16 protein-coding genes are annotated in these 14540 nt (G+C 70.1%); 6 read left to right on the top strand and 10 right to left on the bottom strand.

Features of this window, described 5'->3' with window-relative positions:
* Window positions 1-60 precede the first annotated feature (60 nt).
* Window positions 61-474: a pyridoxamine 5'-phosphate oxidase family protein gene (locus ACZ46W_RS17750; RefSeq protein ID WP_468338298.1), complete on the top strand. Its 414-nt coding sequence runs from the start codon at window positions 61-63 to the stop codon at window positions 472-474.
* Between the two features lie 155 nt (window positions 475-629).
* Here ACZ46W_RS17750 and ACZ46W_RS17745 read toward each other — a convergent pair whose 3' ends face one another.
* Both ACZ46W_RS17745 and ACZ46W_RS17740 read right to left on the bottom strand, forming a co-directional pair.
* The gene (locus ACZ46W_RS17745) at window positions 630-947 is read right to left on the bottom strand and encodes a Rieske (2Fe-2S) protein (protein ID WP_064067217.1); all 318 of its coding nucleotides are present in this window, start codon (window positions 945-947) and stop codon (window positions 630-632) included.
* Complete coding sequence (locus ACZ46W_RS17740; protein WP_468338294.1) at window positions 944-1246, bottom strand: hypothetical protein; 303 nt, start codon at window positions 1244-1246, stop codon at window positions 944-946. The genes ACZ46W_RS17745 and ACZ46W_RS17740 overlap by 4 nt, the downstream gene beginning before the upstream one ends.
* A 132-nt stretch (window positions 1247-1378) precedes the next feature.
* Here ACZ46W_RS17740 and ACZ46W_RS17735 point away from each other — a divergent pair, with 132 nt between their 5' ends.
* Window positions 1379-2359: a helix-turn-helix transcriptional regulator gene (locus ACZ46W_RS17735; RefSeq protein WP_126885621.1), complete on the top strand. Its 981-nt coding sequence runs from the start codon at window positions 1379-1381 to the stop codon at window positions 2357-2359.
* A 2-nt stretch (window positions 2360-2361) separates the two neighbouring features.
* Entirely contained in the window at window positions 2362-2832 is a 471-nt protein-coding gene (locus tag ACZ46W_RS17730; RefSeq protein ID WP_468338291.1) for a hypothetical protein, read from the top strand.
* Here the strand turns inward: ACZ46W_RS17730 and ACZ46W_RS17725 are convergent.
* The 5 genes from ACZ46W_RS17725 to dnaK form a co-directional block, all read right to left on the bottom strand.
* Window positions 2829-3461 (bottom strand): DUF4232 domain-containing protein, encoded by a 633-nt coding sequence (locus tag ACZ46W_RS17725; RefSeq protein ID WP_468338288.1) that lies wholly within the window; start codon window positions 3459-3461, stop codon window positions 2829-2831. The genes ACZ46W_RS17730 and ACZ46W_RS17725 overlap by 4 nt on opposite strands.
* 101 nt (window positions 3462-3562) lie before the next feature.
* Window positions 3563-4009: a heat shock protein transcriptional repressor HspR gene (locus tag ACZ46W_RS17720; protein ID WP_468338285.1), complete on the bottom strand. Its 447-nt coding sequence runs from the start codon at window positions 4007-4009 to the stop codon at window positions 3563-3565.
* Window position 4010: 1 nt separating this feature from the next.
* Window positions 4011-5186, bottom strand: coding sequence for a molecular chaperone DnaJ (gene dnaJ / locus ACZ46W_RS17715; protein ID WP_468338282.1), 1176 nt, complete (start codon window positions 5184-5186; stop codon window positions 4011-4013).
* A 72-nt stretch (window positions 5187-5258) separates the two neighbouring features.
* Entirely contained in the window at window positions 5259-5942 is a 684-nt protein-coding gene (grpE, locus tag ACZ46W_RS17710) for a nucleotide exchange factor GrpE (protein ID WP_468338279.1), read from the bottom strand.
* On the bottom strand, window positions 5939-7792 hold the full coding sequence (gene dnaK / locus ACZ46W_RS17705; protein ID WP_468338276.1) for a molecular chaperone DnaK: 1854 nt from the start codon (window positions 7790-7792) through the stop codon (window positions 5939-5941). Before dnaK ends, grpE begins: the two co-directional genes overlap by 4 nt.
* Before the next feature lie 232 nt (window positions 7793-8024).
* On the opposite strand from dnaK, the gene ACZ46W_RS17700 reads away from it, so the two are divergent.
* Together ACZ46W_RS17700 and ACZ46W_RS17695 are read left to right on the top strand one after the other, a co-directional pair.
* Entirely contained in the window at window positions 8025-8663 is a 639-nt protein-coding gene (locus ACZ46W_RS17700; protein WP_468338273.1) for a sugar transferase, read from the top strand.
* Between the two features lie 86 nt (window positions 8664-8749).
* On the top strand, window positions 8750-11017 hold the full coding sequence (locus ACZ46W_RS17695) for a (Fe-S)-binding protein (RefSeq protein ID WP_468338270.1): 2268 nt from the start codon (window positions 8750-8752) through the stop codon (window positions 11015-11017).
* A gap of 148 nt (window positions 11018-11165) precedes the next feature.
* On the opposite strand, the gene ACZ46W_RS17690 is transcribed toward ACZ46W_RS17695, so the two are convergent.
* Complete coding sequence (locus ACZ46W_RS17690; protein WP_468338267.1) at window positions 11166-11981, bottom strand: hypothetical protein; 816 nt, start codon at window positions 11979-11981, stop codon at window positions 11166-11168.
* A gap of 229 nt (window positions 11982-12210) precedes the next feature.
* On the opposite strand from ACZ46W_RS17690, the gene ACZ46W_RS17685 reads away from it, so the two are divergent.
* Window positions 12211-13080 (top strand): Yip1 family protein, encoded by an 870-nt coding sequence (locus ACZ46W_RS17685; protein WP_468338264.1) that lies wholly within the window; start codon window positions 12211-12213, stop codon window positions 13078-13080.
* A 60-nt stretch (window positions 13081-13140) separates the two neighbouring features.
* On the opposite strand, the gene ACZ46W_RS17680 is transcribed toward ACZ46W_RS17685, so the two are convergent.
* Window positions 13141-13638, bottom strand: a complete 498-nt coding sequence (locus ACZ46W_RS17680) for a phosphoribosyltransferase (protein WP_468338261.1) — start codon at window positions 13636-13638, stop codon at window positions 13141-13143.
* Between the two features lie 2 nt (window positions 13639-13640).
* The gene (gene dcd, locus ACZ46W_RS17675; RefSeq protein ID WP_064067207.1) at window positions 13641-14216 is read right to left on the bottom strand and encodes a dCTP deaminase; all 576 of its coding nucleotides are present in this window, start codon (window positions 14214-14216) and stop codon (window positions 13641-13643) included.
* Between the last annotated feature and the right edge of the window lie 324 nt (window positions 14217-14540).

Raw genomic sequence — 14540 nt, 5'->3', positions numbered from 1 at the left:
AGTTGAGTCTATTCCACTCAAGGGTGGTTGGGGACACCGGTCGCCGGTAGGTTCGCGGGCATGGCCATCGACCCCCGCAACCCCGGCGACTCGTACCTCGGCTTCTGGCGCGAGTACCACATGTCCACCCTGACCACGCCCCGGCCGGACGGCACGCCGCACGTGGTGGCGGTGGGCGTGACGTACGACCCCGAGGGCGGCGAGAAGGGCATCGCCCGGGTGATCACCAACAAGCACAGCCGCAAGGTCGCCCACGTCCTGGCGGCGGGCCCCGGCGGCGCGCGGGTGGCGGTGTGCCAGGTCGACAAGGGGCGCTGGGCGACCCTGGAGGGCGTCGCGACGATCCGTACGGAGCCGGAGGTCGTCGCGGACGCGGTGGAGCGTTACGCGGCCCGCTACGGCCGCACGCCGACGCCGAACCCGGACCGGGTCGTCATCGAGATCGCCCTGACGCGGGCGATGGGGCGCGCCTAGGGTCCAGGCGTCGCGAGCCCAGCAAGATCCGAACGAGAGGCCCCGGCCTCCGCGGGCGTACGCGCACAGCACAGCGGCGCCATCGTGTTCAGGTCCACGATGGCGCCGCTGTGTGGGGGAAGCACCTGAGCGATTTACAACGACGGGGGAACCGCTCAGGCGCTGCGGGGGGTGGCGGTGGTGGTCTCCGGCTCGACGAGCTGGTGGTCACGCTGGTCGAGGTTGACGAAAATCATGCCGTACCGGATGGCGCATCGGACGGGCTGCGGAGCTCCGCGGGGCCGCCGAAGGCATCGGTAGGCTCGGATGTCCTCGTCTTCTCCGCGCGTGATGACGATCGGCTCCCCGAAGAGGGTGACCATCAACGAATCGCCACTGTGCGGCACAGCTGTGACGAGGTCGATGAAATGCCACCCGGAACGGTAAGCGGATGCCATCTCGCGCCGGAAGCGCGAGTCGTCGGGAACGTTCATGCGCCGACGAGGGTCCAGCCGGGGTCGTTCGCCGCCCGCCCCGATCCCGCGGGTGACGCGAGGGTCCAGCCGGGGTCGAGCGCGGCCGTACCCGACCTGACGGGTTCGGCGGTCCACGAGGGGTCGTTCACGGTCAGGCCCGACTTGGCGGGCGCGGCGGTCCAGCCGGGGTCCTGCGTCGTGGTTCCGGTGCCGGGAGCCGCCTGCGAGTCCTGACCCTCGGCCGCCCCCAGAACCCCTACCGCGCCGGCAGCGATGAACGCACTGGCAACCACTGCGCGTATGAGTCTCTTCGTCATCACCGAGCAACCTCACTTGAAGGCAACGTCTCTTTCCAACCCCCGCGGCTACGACGATTGCTCACTCTCCACGCTTCCACCACCTACGACAGGCATCATGTTCCTGAGATGCAGGAGCCTGGGGGTGTACAGATGAGCGTAAAACCGGACAAGCCTGGCCACCCCCATTCCCACACGGAGCTGTGCGAGGCGGGTTCCGAGCTCTACGCGAACGCCTTGCGCAGCGGACGAATACCCCGGTCAGAGGCGGATGAGGTGCCCTGTCTGCTCGACCTGGCGCTGCTGCACCCCGACCCGGACGACGCCCAGTGGCTCCGTCCCGTGCCGCCCTCCTCCGCGCTGGCGCAACTGCTCCAGCCCATCGAGCGCGAGATCCTGGAGCGTAGACGTCTCACCGTCGAACTGTCCGACGCGTTCGAGCCATTCATGGCCATCAGCGCCCAGAACGCGCCCACCACGCACGCCATCACCGTGCTGGAGGGCCTGAGCCGCATCAACGCCACGCTGGACCGCGTGGTCGCCGGCTGCGAGAAGGAGCTGCTGACCGTCCAGCCGGGCGGCGGACGACCCGCCCACGGGCTGAGCGAGGCCCTGCGCCGGGTACGGCCCCTGCTCGGCCGGGGCATCCGGATGCGGACGCTCTACCAGCACACCGCCCGGCACACCGAGTTGACGCTCACGTACCTGGAGCACGTGGGTCCGGAGGTGCAGGTGCGCACCCTGGAACAGATCATCGACCGGCTGATCATCGTCGACCGCGAAGTCGCCTTCGTACCGGCGCGCAGCGACCGCCAAGTCGCCCTGGAACTGCGCCACCCCGGGCTGGTGGCCTACCTCGCCGGGGTCTTCGACCAGTTCTGGCAGCTCGCCGTCCCCATCAACGAGGAGATCCCCTACGACCTGAAGTCGGACGGCATCAGCGGCGTCCAGCGCTCCATCGCCAAGCTCCTCGTCGAGGGCCACGTCGACGAGGCGATCGCCCGCCGCCTCGGCATGAACGTACGGACCTGCCGCGCCCACATCGCCAAGCTCGCCTCCGTCCTCGGCAGCGGGAGCCGGGCCCAACTGGGGTACCTGATCGCCAAGTCCGGCATCCTGGAGCAGGATCACTGACCATGCCCGACGTCCACCTCGACACCGGCGCCGGCACGCTCGACGTCGCGGGCCCCGGCCTGCCCCGCGTACGCCTCGTCCGCGACCCCGGCACGGAAGGCCACCCGCACATCCCCATCGGCACCCGCGACCCCGCCCTGCTGACGCTCACCGTCGACGGCCACCGGGCCGGGATCGCCCCCGCCAGGGGCAGGCTGTCCCGGCGCTCCTACCGCGTCGACGCCCGCGTCGGTGACACCCGCTACCGGCTCGTGCCGTGCTCGTACGGGGAGAGCCGGCTGCTGCGCGACGGCCGCCGGCTCGGCGAGCTGGAGTCCTCCGGCGACGGCCGCGTCACCGCCGACTGGCGCGAGGACGCCGAGGTCCTGGCCCAGGACGTCGCCGTCGGCACCGCCCTCGCGGCGGCCTTCGGGACGGGCGCCCAGCCGATGTGGGAGACGGCCCTGGACGCGGTGGCCGAGCTGATCCCCTAGCCCCCCGGCGGCCGGTCGTACGGCGCCCAGGGCGTCACCTCGACGGCGCCGGTGTTGCCGAGGTCCAGCGGGCCGCCGTCGGCCGGGGCGACCGTCTGGGCCGCCACGCCGGGGGCGGGCGTCACACGGACGTACGCGCCGTCGGTCGCCACGACGTCGGTGCGGGTCACCGTGTTGCGCCACACCACCGACGCCTCGGCCCGCTCGCCGGGCGCCAGGACGAACGCCGAGGGCTTCGCGGTGGTGTCGACGGACGACCCGCGCCGGACGGCGACGTCCAGTCGCTCGCGCCGCTCGTCGAGGACGTCGAGCACGGGGTAACCGCTCACCTCGAACGGCTTCGTGCCGCAGTTGACCAGCATCACGCCCATCGCCCGCAGCCCCATCGCGGCGTCGGTCATCCCCGTCACCACGCGTACGCCGGAGGCGGGGCAGTCCCCGGCCCCCTCGGCGACCGGGGGCGGCGCCTGCGGCCGGGGCGGTGGCCCCGGCAGGGACGGCGCCGACGGCGCGGCCGGGCTCGCCGTGATCCGCTCCGGCAGCGGAGCGTCGCCCGTCTCCTCGTCACACCCCACCGCGAGGGCGGCCAGGGCCACCAGAGCGGCGCCCACCCCGTATCTCGTACGCACGCCCGGATCATCGCACGCGCGCACGAGGCGGAAAGCCCGTACGACGCGGAAGGCCCCCTCCGCCGGAACGGAAGGGGCCTGCCCGGCAGGTGAACGCCGTGTCACTCACCGCGCTTGGGCGGACGCCACACCACCAGCGCGCCGGCCTGCTGCACGTCCTGGTAGGGCACCAGGTCGCGCCGGTACGAGGCGTGCACCTGGGCCTCGCGCTGCCGCATCGCCGCCGCCGCGCCCTCGACCGCCGCCGTGAGCTCGGCGACCCGGGCCTGGAGGGCGGCGACCTGGTTCTCCAGCTCGATGATCCGCTTGATGCCCGCCAGGTTGATGCCCTCGTCCTGCGACAACTGCTGCACCTGCCGCAGCAGCTCGATGTCGCGGGCCGAGTAGCGCCGGCCCCGCCCGGCCGTACGGTCCGGCGAGACCAGGCCCAGCCGGTCGTACTGGCGCAGCGTCTGCGGGTGCAGCCCGCTCAACTGGGCCGCCACCGAGATGACGTACACCGGTGTCTCGTCGGTCAGCTCGTACGGATTGCGACGGCGTCCGTCCATCTCAAGCCCCCTTCGCGGCCTGGAACAGCTCGGCCCGCGGGTCCTCACCCGCCGTGGCCTCCCGGTACGTTTCGAGCGCCTCGCGCGCCTTGTCGCTCAGGTCCACCGGCACGGCCACCTCGACGGTGACGAGCAGGTCCCCGCGCGTGCCGTCCTTGCGGACGGCGCCCTTGCCGCGGGCGCGCATGGTGCGGCCGTTGGGCGTGCCGGCCGGGATCTTGAGCGTGACCGCGGGCCCGCCGAGGGTCGGCACCCTGATCTCGCCGCCGAGCGCCGCCTCGTCGAAGGTGACGGGCACCGTGACGGTCAGGTTGTCGCCCTTGCGGCCGAAGACCGGGTGGGCGTCGACGTGGACGACCACGTACAGGTCACCGGCCGGTCCGCCCCGCTCGCCGGGCGCGCCCTTGCCGCGCAGCCGGATGCGCTGCCCGTCGGAGACGCCCGCGGGGATGCGGACCTGCATGGTGCGGGACGACTTGGCGCGGCCGCTGCCGTGGCAGACCTCGCACGGGTCCTGGGCGATGAGCCCGCGGCCCTTGCAGTCCACGCACGGGTCGGTCAGCGAGAAGGAGCCGCTGCCGCCGCGCGAGACCTGTCCGGTGCCGACACAGGTCGGGCACACGCGGGGCGTGCCGTTCCTGTCGCCGGTGCCCGAACAGGCCTTGCAGGGCTGCTGGCTGGACATGCGCAACGGGACCGTGGCCCCGTCGACCGCCTCGGTGAAGCTGAGCGTCACCTCGGACTCGATGTCCTGGCCCCGGCGCGGCTGCGTGCGGGTGCCCGCGCCGCCCCGGTTGAACAGGCCGCCGAACACGTCGCCGAGACCGCCGCCGAAGCCGCCGGCCCCGGGTCCGCCCTGGGCGCCGCCGAAGAGGTCGCCCAGGTCGAAGTTGAACGTGCCGCCGGGCCCGCCGCCAGGGCCGGGCCGGAAGCCACCGTTGCCGAACAGGGCGCGGGCGTCGTCGTACTCCTTGCGCTTCTTGGGGTCGCCGAGGACGTCGTTCGCCTCGGAGATCTCCTTGAAGCGCGCCTCCGCGCTCGCGTCACCCTTGTTGGCGTCCGGGTGGAACTCGCGGGCGAGCTTCCGGTACGCCTTCTTGATCTCGGCCTCGGTGGCGTCCTTGGGGACGCCGAGAACCTTGTAGTAGTCCTTCTCCACGAAGTCCTTCGTGCTCATCGACGTCCCTCCTTCCGATCCTTCCGGTCACCGGCCGGCGCGTCACCGGTCGACGCGCCGCCGGTCAACGCGTCAGCCCTCCTCGGGGCCACCGCTCTCCTCGTCGGCCGACTCCTGCTGTTCTTCCTTGGGCGCCGCCTGGGCGGCCGGGGCCGCCCCGGGCTGGGGCTCGGCCACCGCGACGCGGGCGGGCCTGATGGTCCGCTCGCCGATGCGATACCCCGGCTGAAGGATCGCGACGCAGGTCGTCTCGGTGACGTCCGGCGCGTACGAGTGCATCAGCGCCTCGTGGATCGTCGGGTCGAAGGGCTCGCCCTCCTTGCCGAACTGCTGAAGGCCCATCTTCGCGGCGACCGTCTCCAGCGATTCGGCCACCGACTTGAAGCCGCCCACCAGCTCGCCGTGCTCACGGGCGCGGCCGATGTCGTCGAGCACCGGCAGGAGCTCGGTCAGGAGGTTCGCCACGGCGATCTCCTTGACCGTGACCCGGTCGCGCTCGACCCGGCGGCGGTAGTTCTGGTACTCGGCCTGGAGCCGCTGCAGGTCCGCGGTGCGCTCGCCGAGCGCGGTGCGGGCCTGGTCGAGCTGGGCCGTCAGGCCGGCGATCTGTGCGGTGGCGTCCCCTGCCGGGGCCGCCGGGCCCTCCTCCGCGGCGTTCGCGGAGGGAGTGGCACCGGCGGCGTCGGCGGCGTCGTCAGGCGCGGCGCCGGAGGGGACGTCGGGCTTCTCCTCGAAGCCCGGGGTCTCCTCCGTCATGCGGCCCCCTTCGGCTTCTCGTCGTCGACGATCTCGGCGTCGACGACATCGTCGTCGGCTGCGGCGCCCTGGGCGGCACCCGGGGCCTCACCGGCACCGGCGGCCCCGCCCGCGGCCTGGGCGTCCGCGTACATGGCCTGGCCGAGCTTCTGCGAGACGGCCGCGACCTTCTCCGTGGCGGTGCGGATCTCGGCGGTGTCCTCGCCCTTCAGCTTCTCCTTGAGCTCGTTCACCGCCGTCTCGACCTCGGTCTTGACGTCGCCCGGAACCTTGTCCTCGTTGTCCTTGAGGAACTTCTCCGTCTGGTAGACGAGCTGCTCGCCCTGGTTGCGGGTCTCGGCGGCCTCGCGGCGCTTGTGGTCCTCCTCCGCGTACCGCTCGGCCTCCTCACGCATCCGGTCGACCTCGTCCTTCGGCAGCGAGGAGCCGCCGGTGACGGTCATCTTCTGCTCCTTGCCCGTGCCCAGGTCCTTGGCGGTCACGTGCATGATGCCGTTGGCGTCGATGTCGAAGGAGACCTCGATCTGCGGGACGCCGCGCGGGGCCGGCGGAAGGCCGGTCAGCTCGAACATGCCGAGCTTCTTGTTGTACGCCGCGATCTCGCGCTCGCCCTGGTAGACCTGGATCTGCACCGACGGCTGGTTGTCCTCCGCCGTCGTGAAGATCTCCGAGCGCTTGGTCGGGATCGTGGTGTTGCGCTCGATCAGCTTGGTCATGATGCCGCCCTTGGTCTCGATGCCGAGGGACAGCGGGGTGACGTCGAGGAGCAGGACGTCCTTGACCTCGCCCTTGAGGACACCGGCCTGGAGCGAGGCGCCGATGGCGACGACCTCGTCCGGGTTCACACCCTTGTTGGCCTCCTTGCCGCCGGTCAGCTCCTTGACGAGCTCGGCGACGGCCGGCATACGGGTGGAGCCACCGACGAGAACGACGTGGTCGATCTCGGAGAGCTGGATGCCCGCGTCCTTGATCACGTTGTGGAACGGCGTCTTGCAGCGCTCCAGCAGGTCCGCGGTGAGCTGCTGGAACTGGGCGCGGGTGAGCTTCTCGTCCAGGTGCAGCGGGCCCTCGGCGGACGCCGTGATGTAGGGCAGGTTGATCGAGGTCTCGGTGGACGAGGACAGCTCGATCTTGGCCTTCTCGGCGGCCTCGCGGAGGCGCTGGAGGGCCATCTTGTCCTTGGACAGGTCGACGCCGTGCCCGGAGTGGAACTGCTTGACCAGGTAGTCGACGACGCGCTGGTCCCAGTCGTCACCACCGAGGTGGTTGTCACCGTTGGTGGCCTTCACCTCGACGACGCCGTCGCCGATCTCCAGCAGCGAGACGTCGAAGGTGCCGCCACCGAGGTCGAAGACCAGGATGGTCTGGTCGTCCTTGTCCAGGCCGTACGCCAGGGCGGCGGCCGTCGGCTCGTTGACGATGCGCAGGACGTTGAGGCCCGCGATCTCACCGGCCTCCTTGGTGGCCTGGCGCTCGGAGTCGTTGAAGTACGCGGGGACGGTGATCACCGCGTCGGTGACCTTCTCGCCCAGGTACGCCTCGGCGTCGCGCTTCAGCTTCTGCAGGATGAACGCGCTGATCTGCTGCGGGTTGAAGTTCTTCCCGTCGAGCTCGATCTTCCAGTCGGTGCCCATGTGACGCTTGACGGACCGGATGGTCCGGTCGACGTTCGTGACCGCCTGACGCTTGGCCACCTCGCCGACGAGCACCTCGCCGTTCTTGGCAAAGGCGACGACGGACGGCGTGGTCCTGGCGCCCTCGGCGTTGGTGATGACGGTGGGCTCGCCGCCTTCCAGAACGCTGACGACGGAGTTAGTCGTGCCCAGGTCGATGCCGACCGCACGTGCCATTTTCGATTCCTCCAACTGACTTGAGTGGAACAGGCTCAAGGATGCACGACGGCCGGACCGGAGTCAACAGAGTTGAGTCACTTACGCTCAACTTATGCGGCTCGGCTCACGCAGCCGGCCGCACGACCCGCCGCGTACCCGCGAACCACTACCACCTCACACACAACCGTGCGATCGTTCAAAGAACGAACCAAAAGCCGCATAAGTCGCAAAGTTGTCAGGTGGTGTGCCCATGCGCCCCTCCCCGTCGCACCCCTCCCCCGAGCCGCGGCCCCTCACCGCCCCCGGCCCGCCGCACCCCTCCCCGGACCCGAAGCGCGTCCTGGACGTGACCCTCGGCTCGGTACTGCTCGCGCTGGCCGCCCCGCTGCTGCTCGCGGCCACGGTCGCCACCGCGCTGAGACGCCCGCCCGGCGGCGTCTTCGCGACGGAGACCAGAATCGGCCTCGACGGCCGGCCCTTCACGCTGCGCCACCTCCGCACGCGCCGCTTCGGGCTGCACGTACTGTCCAGGCTGCCCCACGTCGTACGCGGTGAGATGTCGCTCGTCGGCCCGGCACCCCTCCCGCCCGGCGACCCGGCGGCCCACGCCCCCTGGCGGCGGAGCGTCCGGCCCGGGCTGACCGGGCTGGCCCAGGTCAGGCGCGCCTCGACGCTGCCGTGGGACGAGCCACTGCTGCTCGACCAGCACTACGTGGAGCACCGGTGGATCGGCCTGGACCTCGCGCTGCTGCTGCGCGCGCTGCATACGCCGCGCCCGGGGCGGCCGCCGCACCGGTCGCACCGGTCGCACCGGTCGCGGACCGTGCCCGGTCAGGCTCACCTGAGCGACGCAGATCACCGCGTGCGCGGCTACAGTGCGGCGGAATAAGTGGGTACGCTCAGCACGAACTGAATAAGTTACCGCTTAGTAGTAGTGCCCACGTTCTCCCACCCTCGCAGGCCCGAGGAGCCTCCATGCAACTCGCCGCGATCATTGTGTCGCTGACCCTGACCGTGGTCGGCGTTGCGCTGCTCGCCCGCGCCATCGGCCAGTTCGTCCGCCACTTCAAGCTGGGCCAGCCGGTCCCCGCCGGCACCCGGACCGACAACCCCTACCAGCGCAGTGTCACGCTGGTCCGGGAGTTCCTCGGTCACACGCGGATGAACCGATGGGGCATCGTCGGCATCGCCCACTGGTTCGTGGCGGTCGGCTTCCTGACGCTGCCGCCGACCCTGGCCCAGGCGTACGGCCAGCTCTTCCAGGCCGACTGGGTGCTGCCGGTCATCGGCGGCTTCCTGCCGTTCGAGCTGTACATCGAGTTCATCGGTGTGATGACCGTCCTGGGCATCGCCGTCCTGATGGTGATCCGCCTGCTGAGCCTGCCCTCCCGGGCCGGCCGCAAGTCCCGCTTCGCGGGCTCCAAGGCGTGGCAGGCGTACTTCGTCGAGTACGTGATCCTCACCATCGGCCTGGCGATCTACGTGCTGCGCGGCCTGGAGGGTGCCCTGCACCACGTGGACCACTACGAGGCCGCCTACTTCGCCTCGTACCCGCTGGTCCTGGCCTTCGAGGGCCTGTCGGTCGGAGTGCTCCAGAACCTGGTCTACTTCGTCGCGATGATCAAGATCGGTACGTCGCTGATCTGGATGATCACGGTCTCGCTCAACACCAACATGGGTGTGGCCTGGCACCGCTTCCTGGCGTTCCCCAACATCTGGTTCAAGCGCAACGCCGACGGCTCGACCGCCCTCGGCGCCCTCCAGCCGATGACGTCCGGCGGCAAGGAGATCGACTTCGAGGACCCGGGCGACGACGACGTCTACGGCGTCTCCCAGGTCGAGCACTTCTCCTGGAAGGGCCTGCTCGACTTCTCCACCTGCACCGAGTGCGGCCGCTGCCAGTCGCAGTGCCCCGCCTGGAACACGGGCAAGCCGCTCTCCCCGAAGCTGCTCATCATGTCGCTGCGCGACCACGCGCACGCCAAGGCGCCGTACCTCCTGGCGGGCGGCGGCAAGACGATGGAGGGCGAGGAGAAGGCGTCCGAGGAGGCCCTGAAGGACGTCCCCGCCTCCGCCCTCGCCGAGGCGGAACGCCCGCTGATCGGCACGCTGGAGGAGAACGGCGTCATCGACCCGGACGTGCTGTGGTCCTGCACCACCTGCGGTGCGTGCGTGGAGCAGTGCCCGGTCGACATCGAGCACGTCGACCACATCGTCGACATGCGCCGCTACCAGGTGATGATCGAGTCCGCGTTCCCGTCCGAGGCGGGCACGATGCTCAAGAACCTGGAGAAGAAGGGCAACCCCTGGGGCCTGGCCAAGAAGCAGCGCGTGGAGTGGACCAAGGAGGTCGACTTCGAGGTCCCGATCGTCGGCAAGGACATCGAGGACCTGTCCGAGGTCGACTACCTGTACTGGGTCGGCTGCGCCGGCGCCCTGGAGGACCGGGCCAAGAAGACCACCAAGGCCTTCGCGGAGCTGCTGCACATGGCGGGCGTCAAGTTCGCGATCATGGGCGGCGACGAGAAGTGCACGGGTGACTCCGCCCGCCGCCTGGGCAACGAGCCGCTGTTCCAGCAGCTCGGCCAGGAGAACGTGGCGATGCTGAACATGGCGTTCGGCGAGGATGACGAAGACGAGTCGACGAAGAAGCCCAAGTCGGCGAAGAAGATCGTCGCCACCTGCCCGCACTGCTTCAACACGATCGCGAACGAGTACCCGCAGTTGGGCGGCGAGTTCGAGGTCATCCACCACACGCAGTTGCTCCAGCACCTCATCGACGAGGGCAAGCTCATCCCGGTGACGCCGGTCGACGGTCTGATCACCTACCACGACCCCTGCTACCTGGGCCGCCACAACAAGGTCTACACGCCGCCGCGCGAGATCATGTCGGCCGTCCCGGGCCTGCGCCAGCAGGAGATGCACCGCCACAAGGAGCGCGGCTTCTGCTGTGGCGCCGGTGGCGCGCGGATGTGGATGGAGGAGCGGATCGGCAAGCGCATCAACACCGAGCGCGTCGACGAGGCCCTGTCCCTGAACCCGGACATCGTCTCCACCGCCTGCCCCTTCTGCCTCGTGATGCTCACGGACTCCGTGAACGGCAAGAAGAACGACGGCAAGGCGAAGGAGAACCTCCAGGTCGTGGACGTGGCCCAGCTCCTGCTGGAGTCCGTCAAGAAGCCGCTGGAGGAGTCCCCGGCCGGTGACTCGGACGCGGACACGGAGCCGGAGCCGGTGAAGTAGCCCTCGTACGAGCGTGAGCGGCCGGACCTGCCCAAAGGGGCGGGTCCGGCCGTTTTCGTCCCACCGGCCGCGGTTCAGCTCTCCATGGCGCCCGGGCCTCAACGTGGCGCCCGGGGCCTCAGCGCGGGACGCGTCAGCGCGGGACGCGTCAGCGCCCGGGGGCGGCGGCGCCGGGGGCGGCGCCCGGGGTGTACTTCTTGATCAGCTTGCCCTGGAAGCTGTAGACCCAGGTGCCGCCGCCGGGCTTCCCGTCGGCGACCACGAAGGTGTAGGTGCCCCTGTGGCCCTTGCCGCCGTCGGCGATCTTGTAGGTCCAGCCGTCGTTGAGCGCGGACCGGTTCTTCAGGGTGAGCGTGCCGAGGCGGTTGCCGTTGGCCATCGAGATGTCGGCGCGGGGCCCCTGCTTGCCCTTGCTGAGCGTCGCGACGCGCCCGTCGGGCATGTTGACCCGCACGGCCTTCTTCTGCTGCTTGGCGGCGGGGTGCTGCTTGGCGTGCGACTTCTTGGCGGTGGGCTGCTTCTTGTCGGTGGGCTGCTTCTTGTCGGTGGGCTGCTTGGCGCCCTCCACCCAGGAGGTGACGGACCCGTCCGGCTGGAGGACGACGTGGAGGCCGTTGTTCTGCCCGTACGCGGGGGACCCGGTGGTCACCAGGGTGTCGAGCCTGTCGCCGCCGGCCCAGATCTCGGCCTCGTAGTGGTTCTCGCCGAGCTTGAAGACCCGGGCGGTGGACCCGTCGGCGAGCCGGACGGACTTCACGAGCTCCCGTACGACACCGGTCCGGCCCTGGTCCTGCCCCTCGTCCTGCCCCTGGTCCTGGCCCGGGTCCTGTATCCGCGTGTCGACGGTGTCGGGTCCCACGGGCGCCGGCACATCGTCGGCTGCGAAGGCGACCGTGGCGGGGAGGGTGAGGGAGGCGACCAGCCCGGTCGCGATGGCGGCGGTGCGGAGGGTGGTGCTACGCATGGGCATCCTTCGTGTTTCGTGCGAAAACCGACACCCACGAAGCTAGAGGCCGCTCATGTGACCTACGCCTCAGTACGGTAACGAACAGCCATAGCCATCAGCACAACCCCGTGAATAGGTCAATCCTGGACGAATCCAACCCCTAGGGGATGTCACAGCTCAGCAGCAAACGACCCCCCGTTCCCGGGCCCGTCCACCCGGCGCAGCGGGACCGGGTACGTTCGGTGACGTGGCTGGATTCAGGATCGGACGCGGCCGGGACAACCGCACCCCGCAACAACAACCGCAGCAGGCGCCGTACGGCAGCGCGGCAGCGCCGCCCCCGTACACGGGCCCGCAGCAGCAGTGGCCCCAGGGGCAGCAGCAGTACGGCGAGCCGGAGTACTTCGGCGACCCGTACCAGCAGCAGCCCTCCGCCGCCCCGCACGACCCGTACGCGGCGAACAACCCGGGCCACACCCGGGCGTTCAGCATCCACGACGAGGCGTACGCCGCCGGGCCCGACGCGTACGGCGACGGCGCCACGTACCAGGCCGGCGCCGCCCCCGCCCCGGCAGGCCCGCGCCTGCACTGGAAGCAGTTGCTGAGCGGCATCGTGCTGCGCCCGGGCCCGACGTTCTATCAGATGCGCGACCACGCCGTGTGGGGCCCCGCGCTGGTGGTGACGTTCCTCTACGGCCTGCTCGCCCTCTTCGGGTTCGACCAGGCCCGCGAGGAGGCGATCAACGCCACGCTGTCGACGGCGATCCCGTACGTCCTCGTCACCGGGGTCATGTTCGTCGTCGGCGGCCTGATCATGGGCGCCGTCACCCACACCCTGGCGCGCCAGCTCGGCGGCGACGGCGCCTGGCAGCCGACGGTCGGTCTCTCCATGCTGATCATGGCGATGACGGACGCGCCCCGCCTGCTCTTCGCGCTGTTCCTGGGCGGTGAGAACACCCTCGTCCAGGTCATCGGCTGGCTGTCCTGGCTGGCGGCGGGCGCTCTCTTCACGTCGATGGTCCGCACCTCGCACGACCTGCCGTGGCCGAAGGCGCTGGGCGCGTCGGCGATCCAGCTCGTGGCGCTGCTGTCGCTGATCAAGCTGGGCACGATCTGAGCGGCGTACGCACGACGAAGGCCCCCGCCAAGGCGGGGGCCTTTCACGTACCGCCGTCTGTCAGGCGTCGAGGACCTGGCCCTCACGCTTCACGACGGGCGGCTCGACGCTCCACGGGAAGTTGATCCACTCGTCGGTCTTCTTCCACACGTACTCGCACTTCACGAGGGAGTGCGACTTCTCGTAGATGACCGCGCTGCGCACCTCGGCGACCGCGCCGAGGCAGAAGTCGTGCACCAGCTTCAGGGTCTTGCCGGTGTCTGCCACATCATCGGCGATCAGCACCTTCTTGTCGCTGAAGTCGATCACGTTGGGCACCGGTGCGAGCATCACCGGCATCTCCAGCGTGGTCCCGACGCCGGTGTAGAACTCCACGTTCACCAGGTGGATGTTCTTGCAGTCCAGGGCGTACGCGAGCCCACCGGCGACGAACACCCCGCCGCGGGCGATGCTCAGCACGATGTCGGGCTCGTAACCGTCGTCCGCGATGGTCTGCGCCAGCTCGCGGATCGCGGTCCCGAACTTCTCGTAGGTCAGGTTCTCCCGTACGTCACTCATGCTCACACCTGCGTCCGATGGAAGTTCTGGAAGGACCGCGAGGCGGTCGGCCCCCGCTGCCCCTGGTACCGCGACCCGTAGCGCTCACTGCCGTACGGGAACTCCGCCGGCGAACTGAGCCGGAACATGCAGAGCTGCCCGATCTTCATGCCCGGCCAGAGCTTGATCGGCAGCGTGGCGAGGTTCGACAGCTCGAGCGTCACGTGCCCGGAGAAGCCGGGGTCGATGAACCCGGCGGTCGAGTGGGTCACCAGCCCGAGCCGCCCGAGCGAGCTCTTCCCTTCGAGCCGCGAAGCGAGATCATCAGGCAGGCTGATCACCTCGTACGTCGACGCGAGCACGAACTCGCCCGGGTGCAGGATGAACGCCTCGTCCCCCTCCGGCTCGACCAGCCGCGTGAGGTCGGCCTGCTCGACGGCCGGGTCGATGTGGGGGTAGCGGTGGTTCTCGAACACCCGGAAGTAGCGGTCCAGCCGCACGTCGATGCTCGAGGGCTGCACCATGGAGTCGTCGTACGGGTCGATACGTACCCGCCCGGCGTCGATCTCGGCCCGGATGTCCTTGTCTGAGAGAAGCACTCCCCGAGGATACGCAGAGCGCGCGGGCCCGCCCCAATCGGACGGCCCCCGCGCGCTCACCACCACTTCCGGCTACTCCCCGCTACCGCCGCTGCAGCTCCACCGGCACGGCCTGCCGCAACCGCGCACACCGCGGACACCGCAACAACCGCCCGGGCCCGATCCGGCCGGCACCGAGCTGCTGCATCGGGAACGAAGCGGTACTGAACACATGCCCTTCGGCACAGCGGACGACGGTGCGCTCCATGGAGTCCATCAAGTCCCTTCCCCAACCAAAGCGTGGACGAGAAAGCCACATTAGGGGATCAACAGGACACCACTCCA

Source organism: Streptomyces sp. NPDC031064 (assembly GCF_055570965.1).
Note: the sequence above shows the minus strand (reverse complement) of the source record. Positions and strands in the feature narration are given on the sequence as shown.

What these genes read in the sequence shown, in the direction of transcription:
- ACZ46W_RS17680 (WP_468338261.1), bottom strand. Translation starts at nt 13,638, where the DNA reads ATGAGTGACGTACGGGAGAACCTGACCTACGAGAAGTTCGGGACCGCG.
- dnaJ (WP_468338282.1), bottom strand. Translation starts at nt 5,186, where the DNA reads ATGAGCACGAAGGACTTCGTGGAGAAGGACTACTACAAGGTTCTCGGC.
- ACZ46W_RS17745 (WP_064067217.1), bottom strand. Translation starts at nt 947, where the DNA reads ATGAACGTTCCCGACGACTCGCGCTTCCGGCGCGAGATGGCATCCGCT.
- grpE (WP_468338279.1), bottom strand. Translation starts at nt 5,942, where the DNA reads ATGACGGAGGAGACCCCGGGCTTCGAGGAGAAGCCCGACGTCCCCTCC.
- ACZ46W_RS17720 (WP_468338285.1), bottom strand. Translation starts at nt 4,009, where the DNA reads ATGGACGGACGCCGTCGCAATCCGTACGAGCTGACCGACGAGACACCG.
- ACZ46W_RS17735 (WP_126885621.1), top strand. Translation starts at nt 1,379, where the DNA reads ATGAGCGTAAAACCGGACAAGCCTGGCCACCCCCATTCCCACACGGAG.
- ACZ46W_RS17700 (WP_468338273.1), top strand. Translation starts at nt 8,025, where the DNA reads ATGCGCCCCTCCCCGTCGCACCCCTCCCCCGAGCCGCGGCCCCTCACC.
- ACZ46W_RS17730 (WP_468338291.1), top strand. Translation starts at nt 2,362, where the DNA reads ATGCCCGACGTCCACCTCGACACCGGCGCCGGCACGCTCGACGTCGCG.
- dnaK (WP_468338276.1), bottom strand. Translation starts at nt 7,792, where the DNA reads ATGGCACGTGCGGTCGGCATCGACCTGGGCACGACTAACTCCGTCGTC.
- ACZ46W_RS17695 (WP_468338270.1), top strand. Translation starts at nt 8,750, where the DNA reads ATGCAACTCGCCGCGATCATTGTGTCGCTGACCCTGACCGTGGTCGGC.
- ACZ46W_RS17750 (WP_468338298.1), top strand. Translation starts at nt 61, where the DNA reads ATGGCCATCGACCCCCGCAACCCCGGCGACTCGTACCTCGGCTTCTGG.
- ACZ46W_RS17740 (WP_468338294.1), bottom strand. Translation starts at nt 1,246, where the DNA reads ATGACGAAGAGACTCATACGCGCAGTGGTTGCCAGTGCGTTCATCGCT.
- ACZ46W_RS17690 (WP_468338267.1), bottom strand. Translation starts at nt 11,981, where the DNA reads ATGCGTAGCACCACCCTCCGCACCGCCGCCATCGCGACCGGGCTGGTC.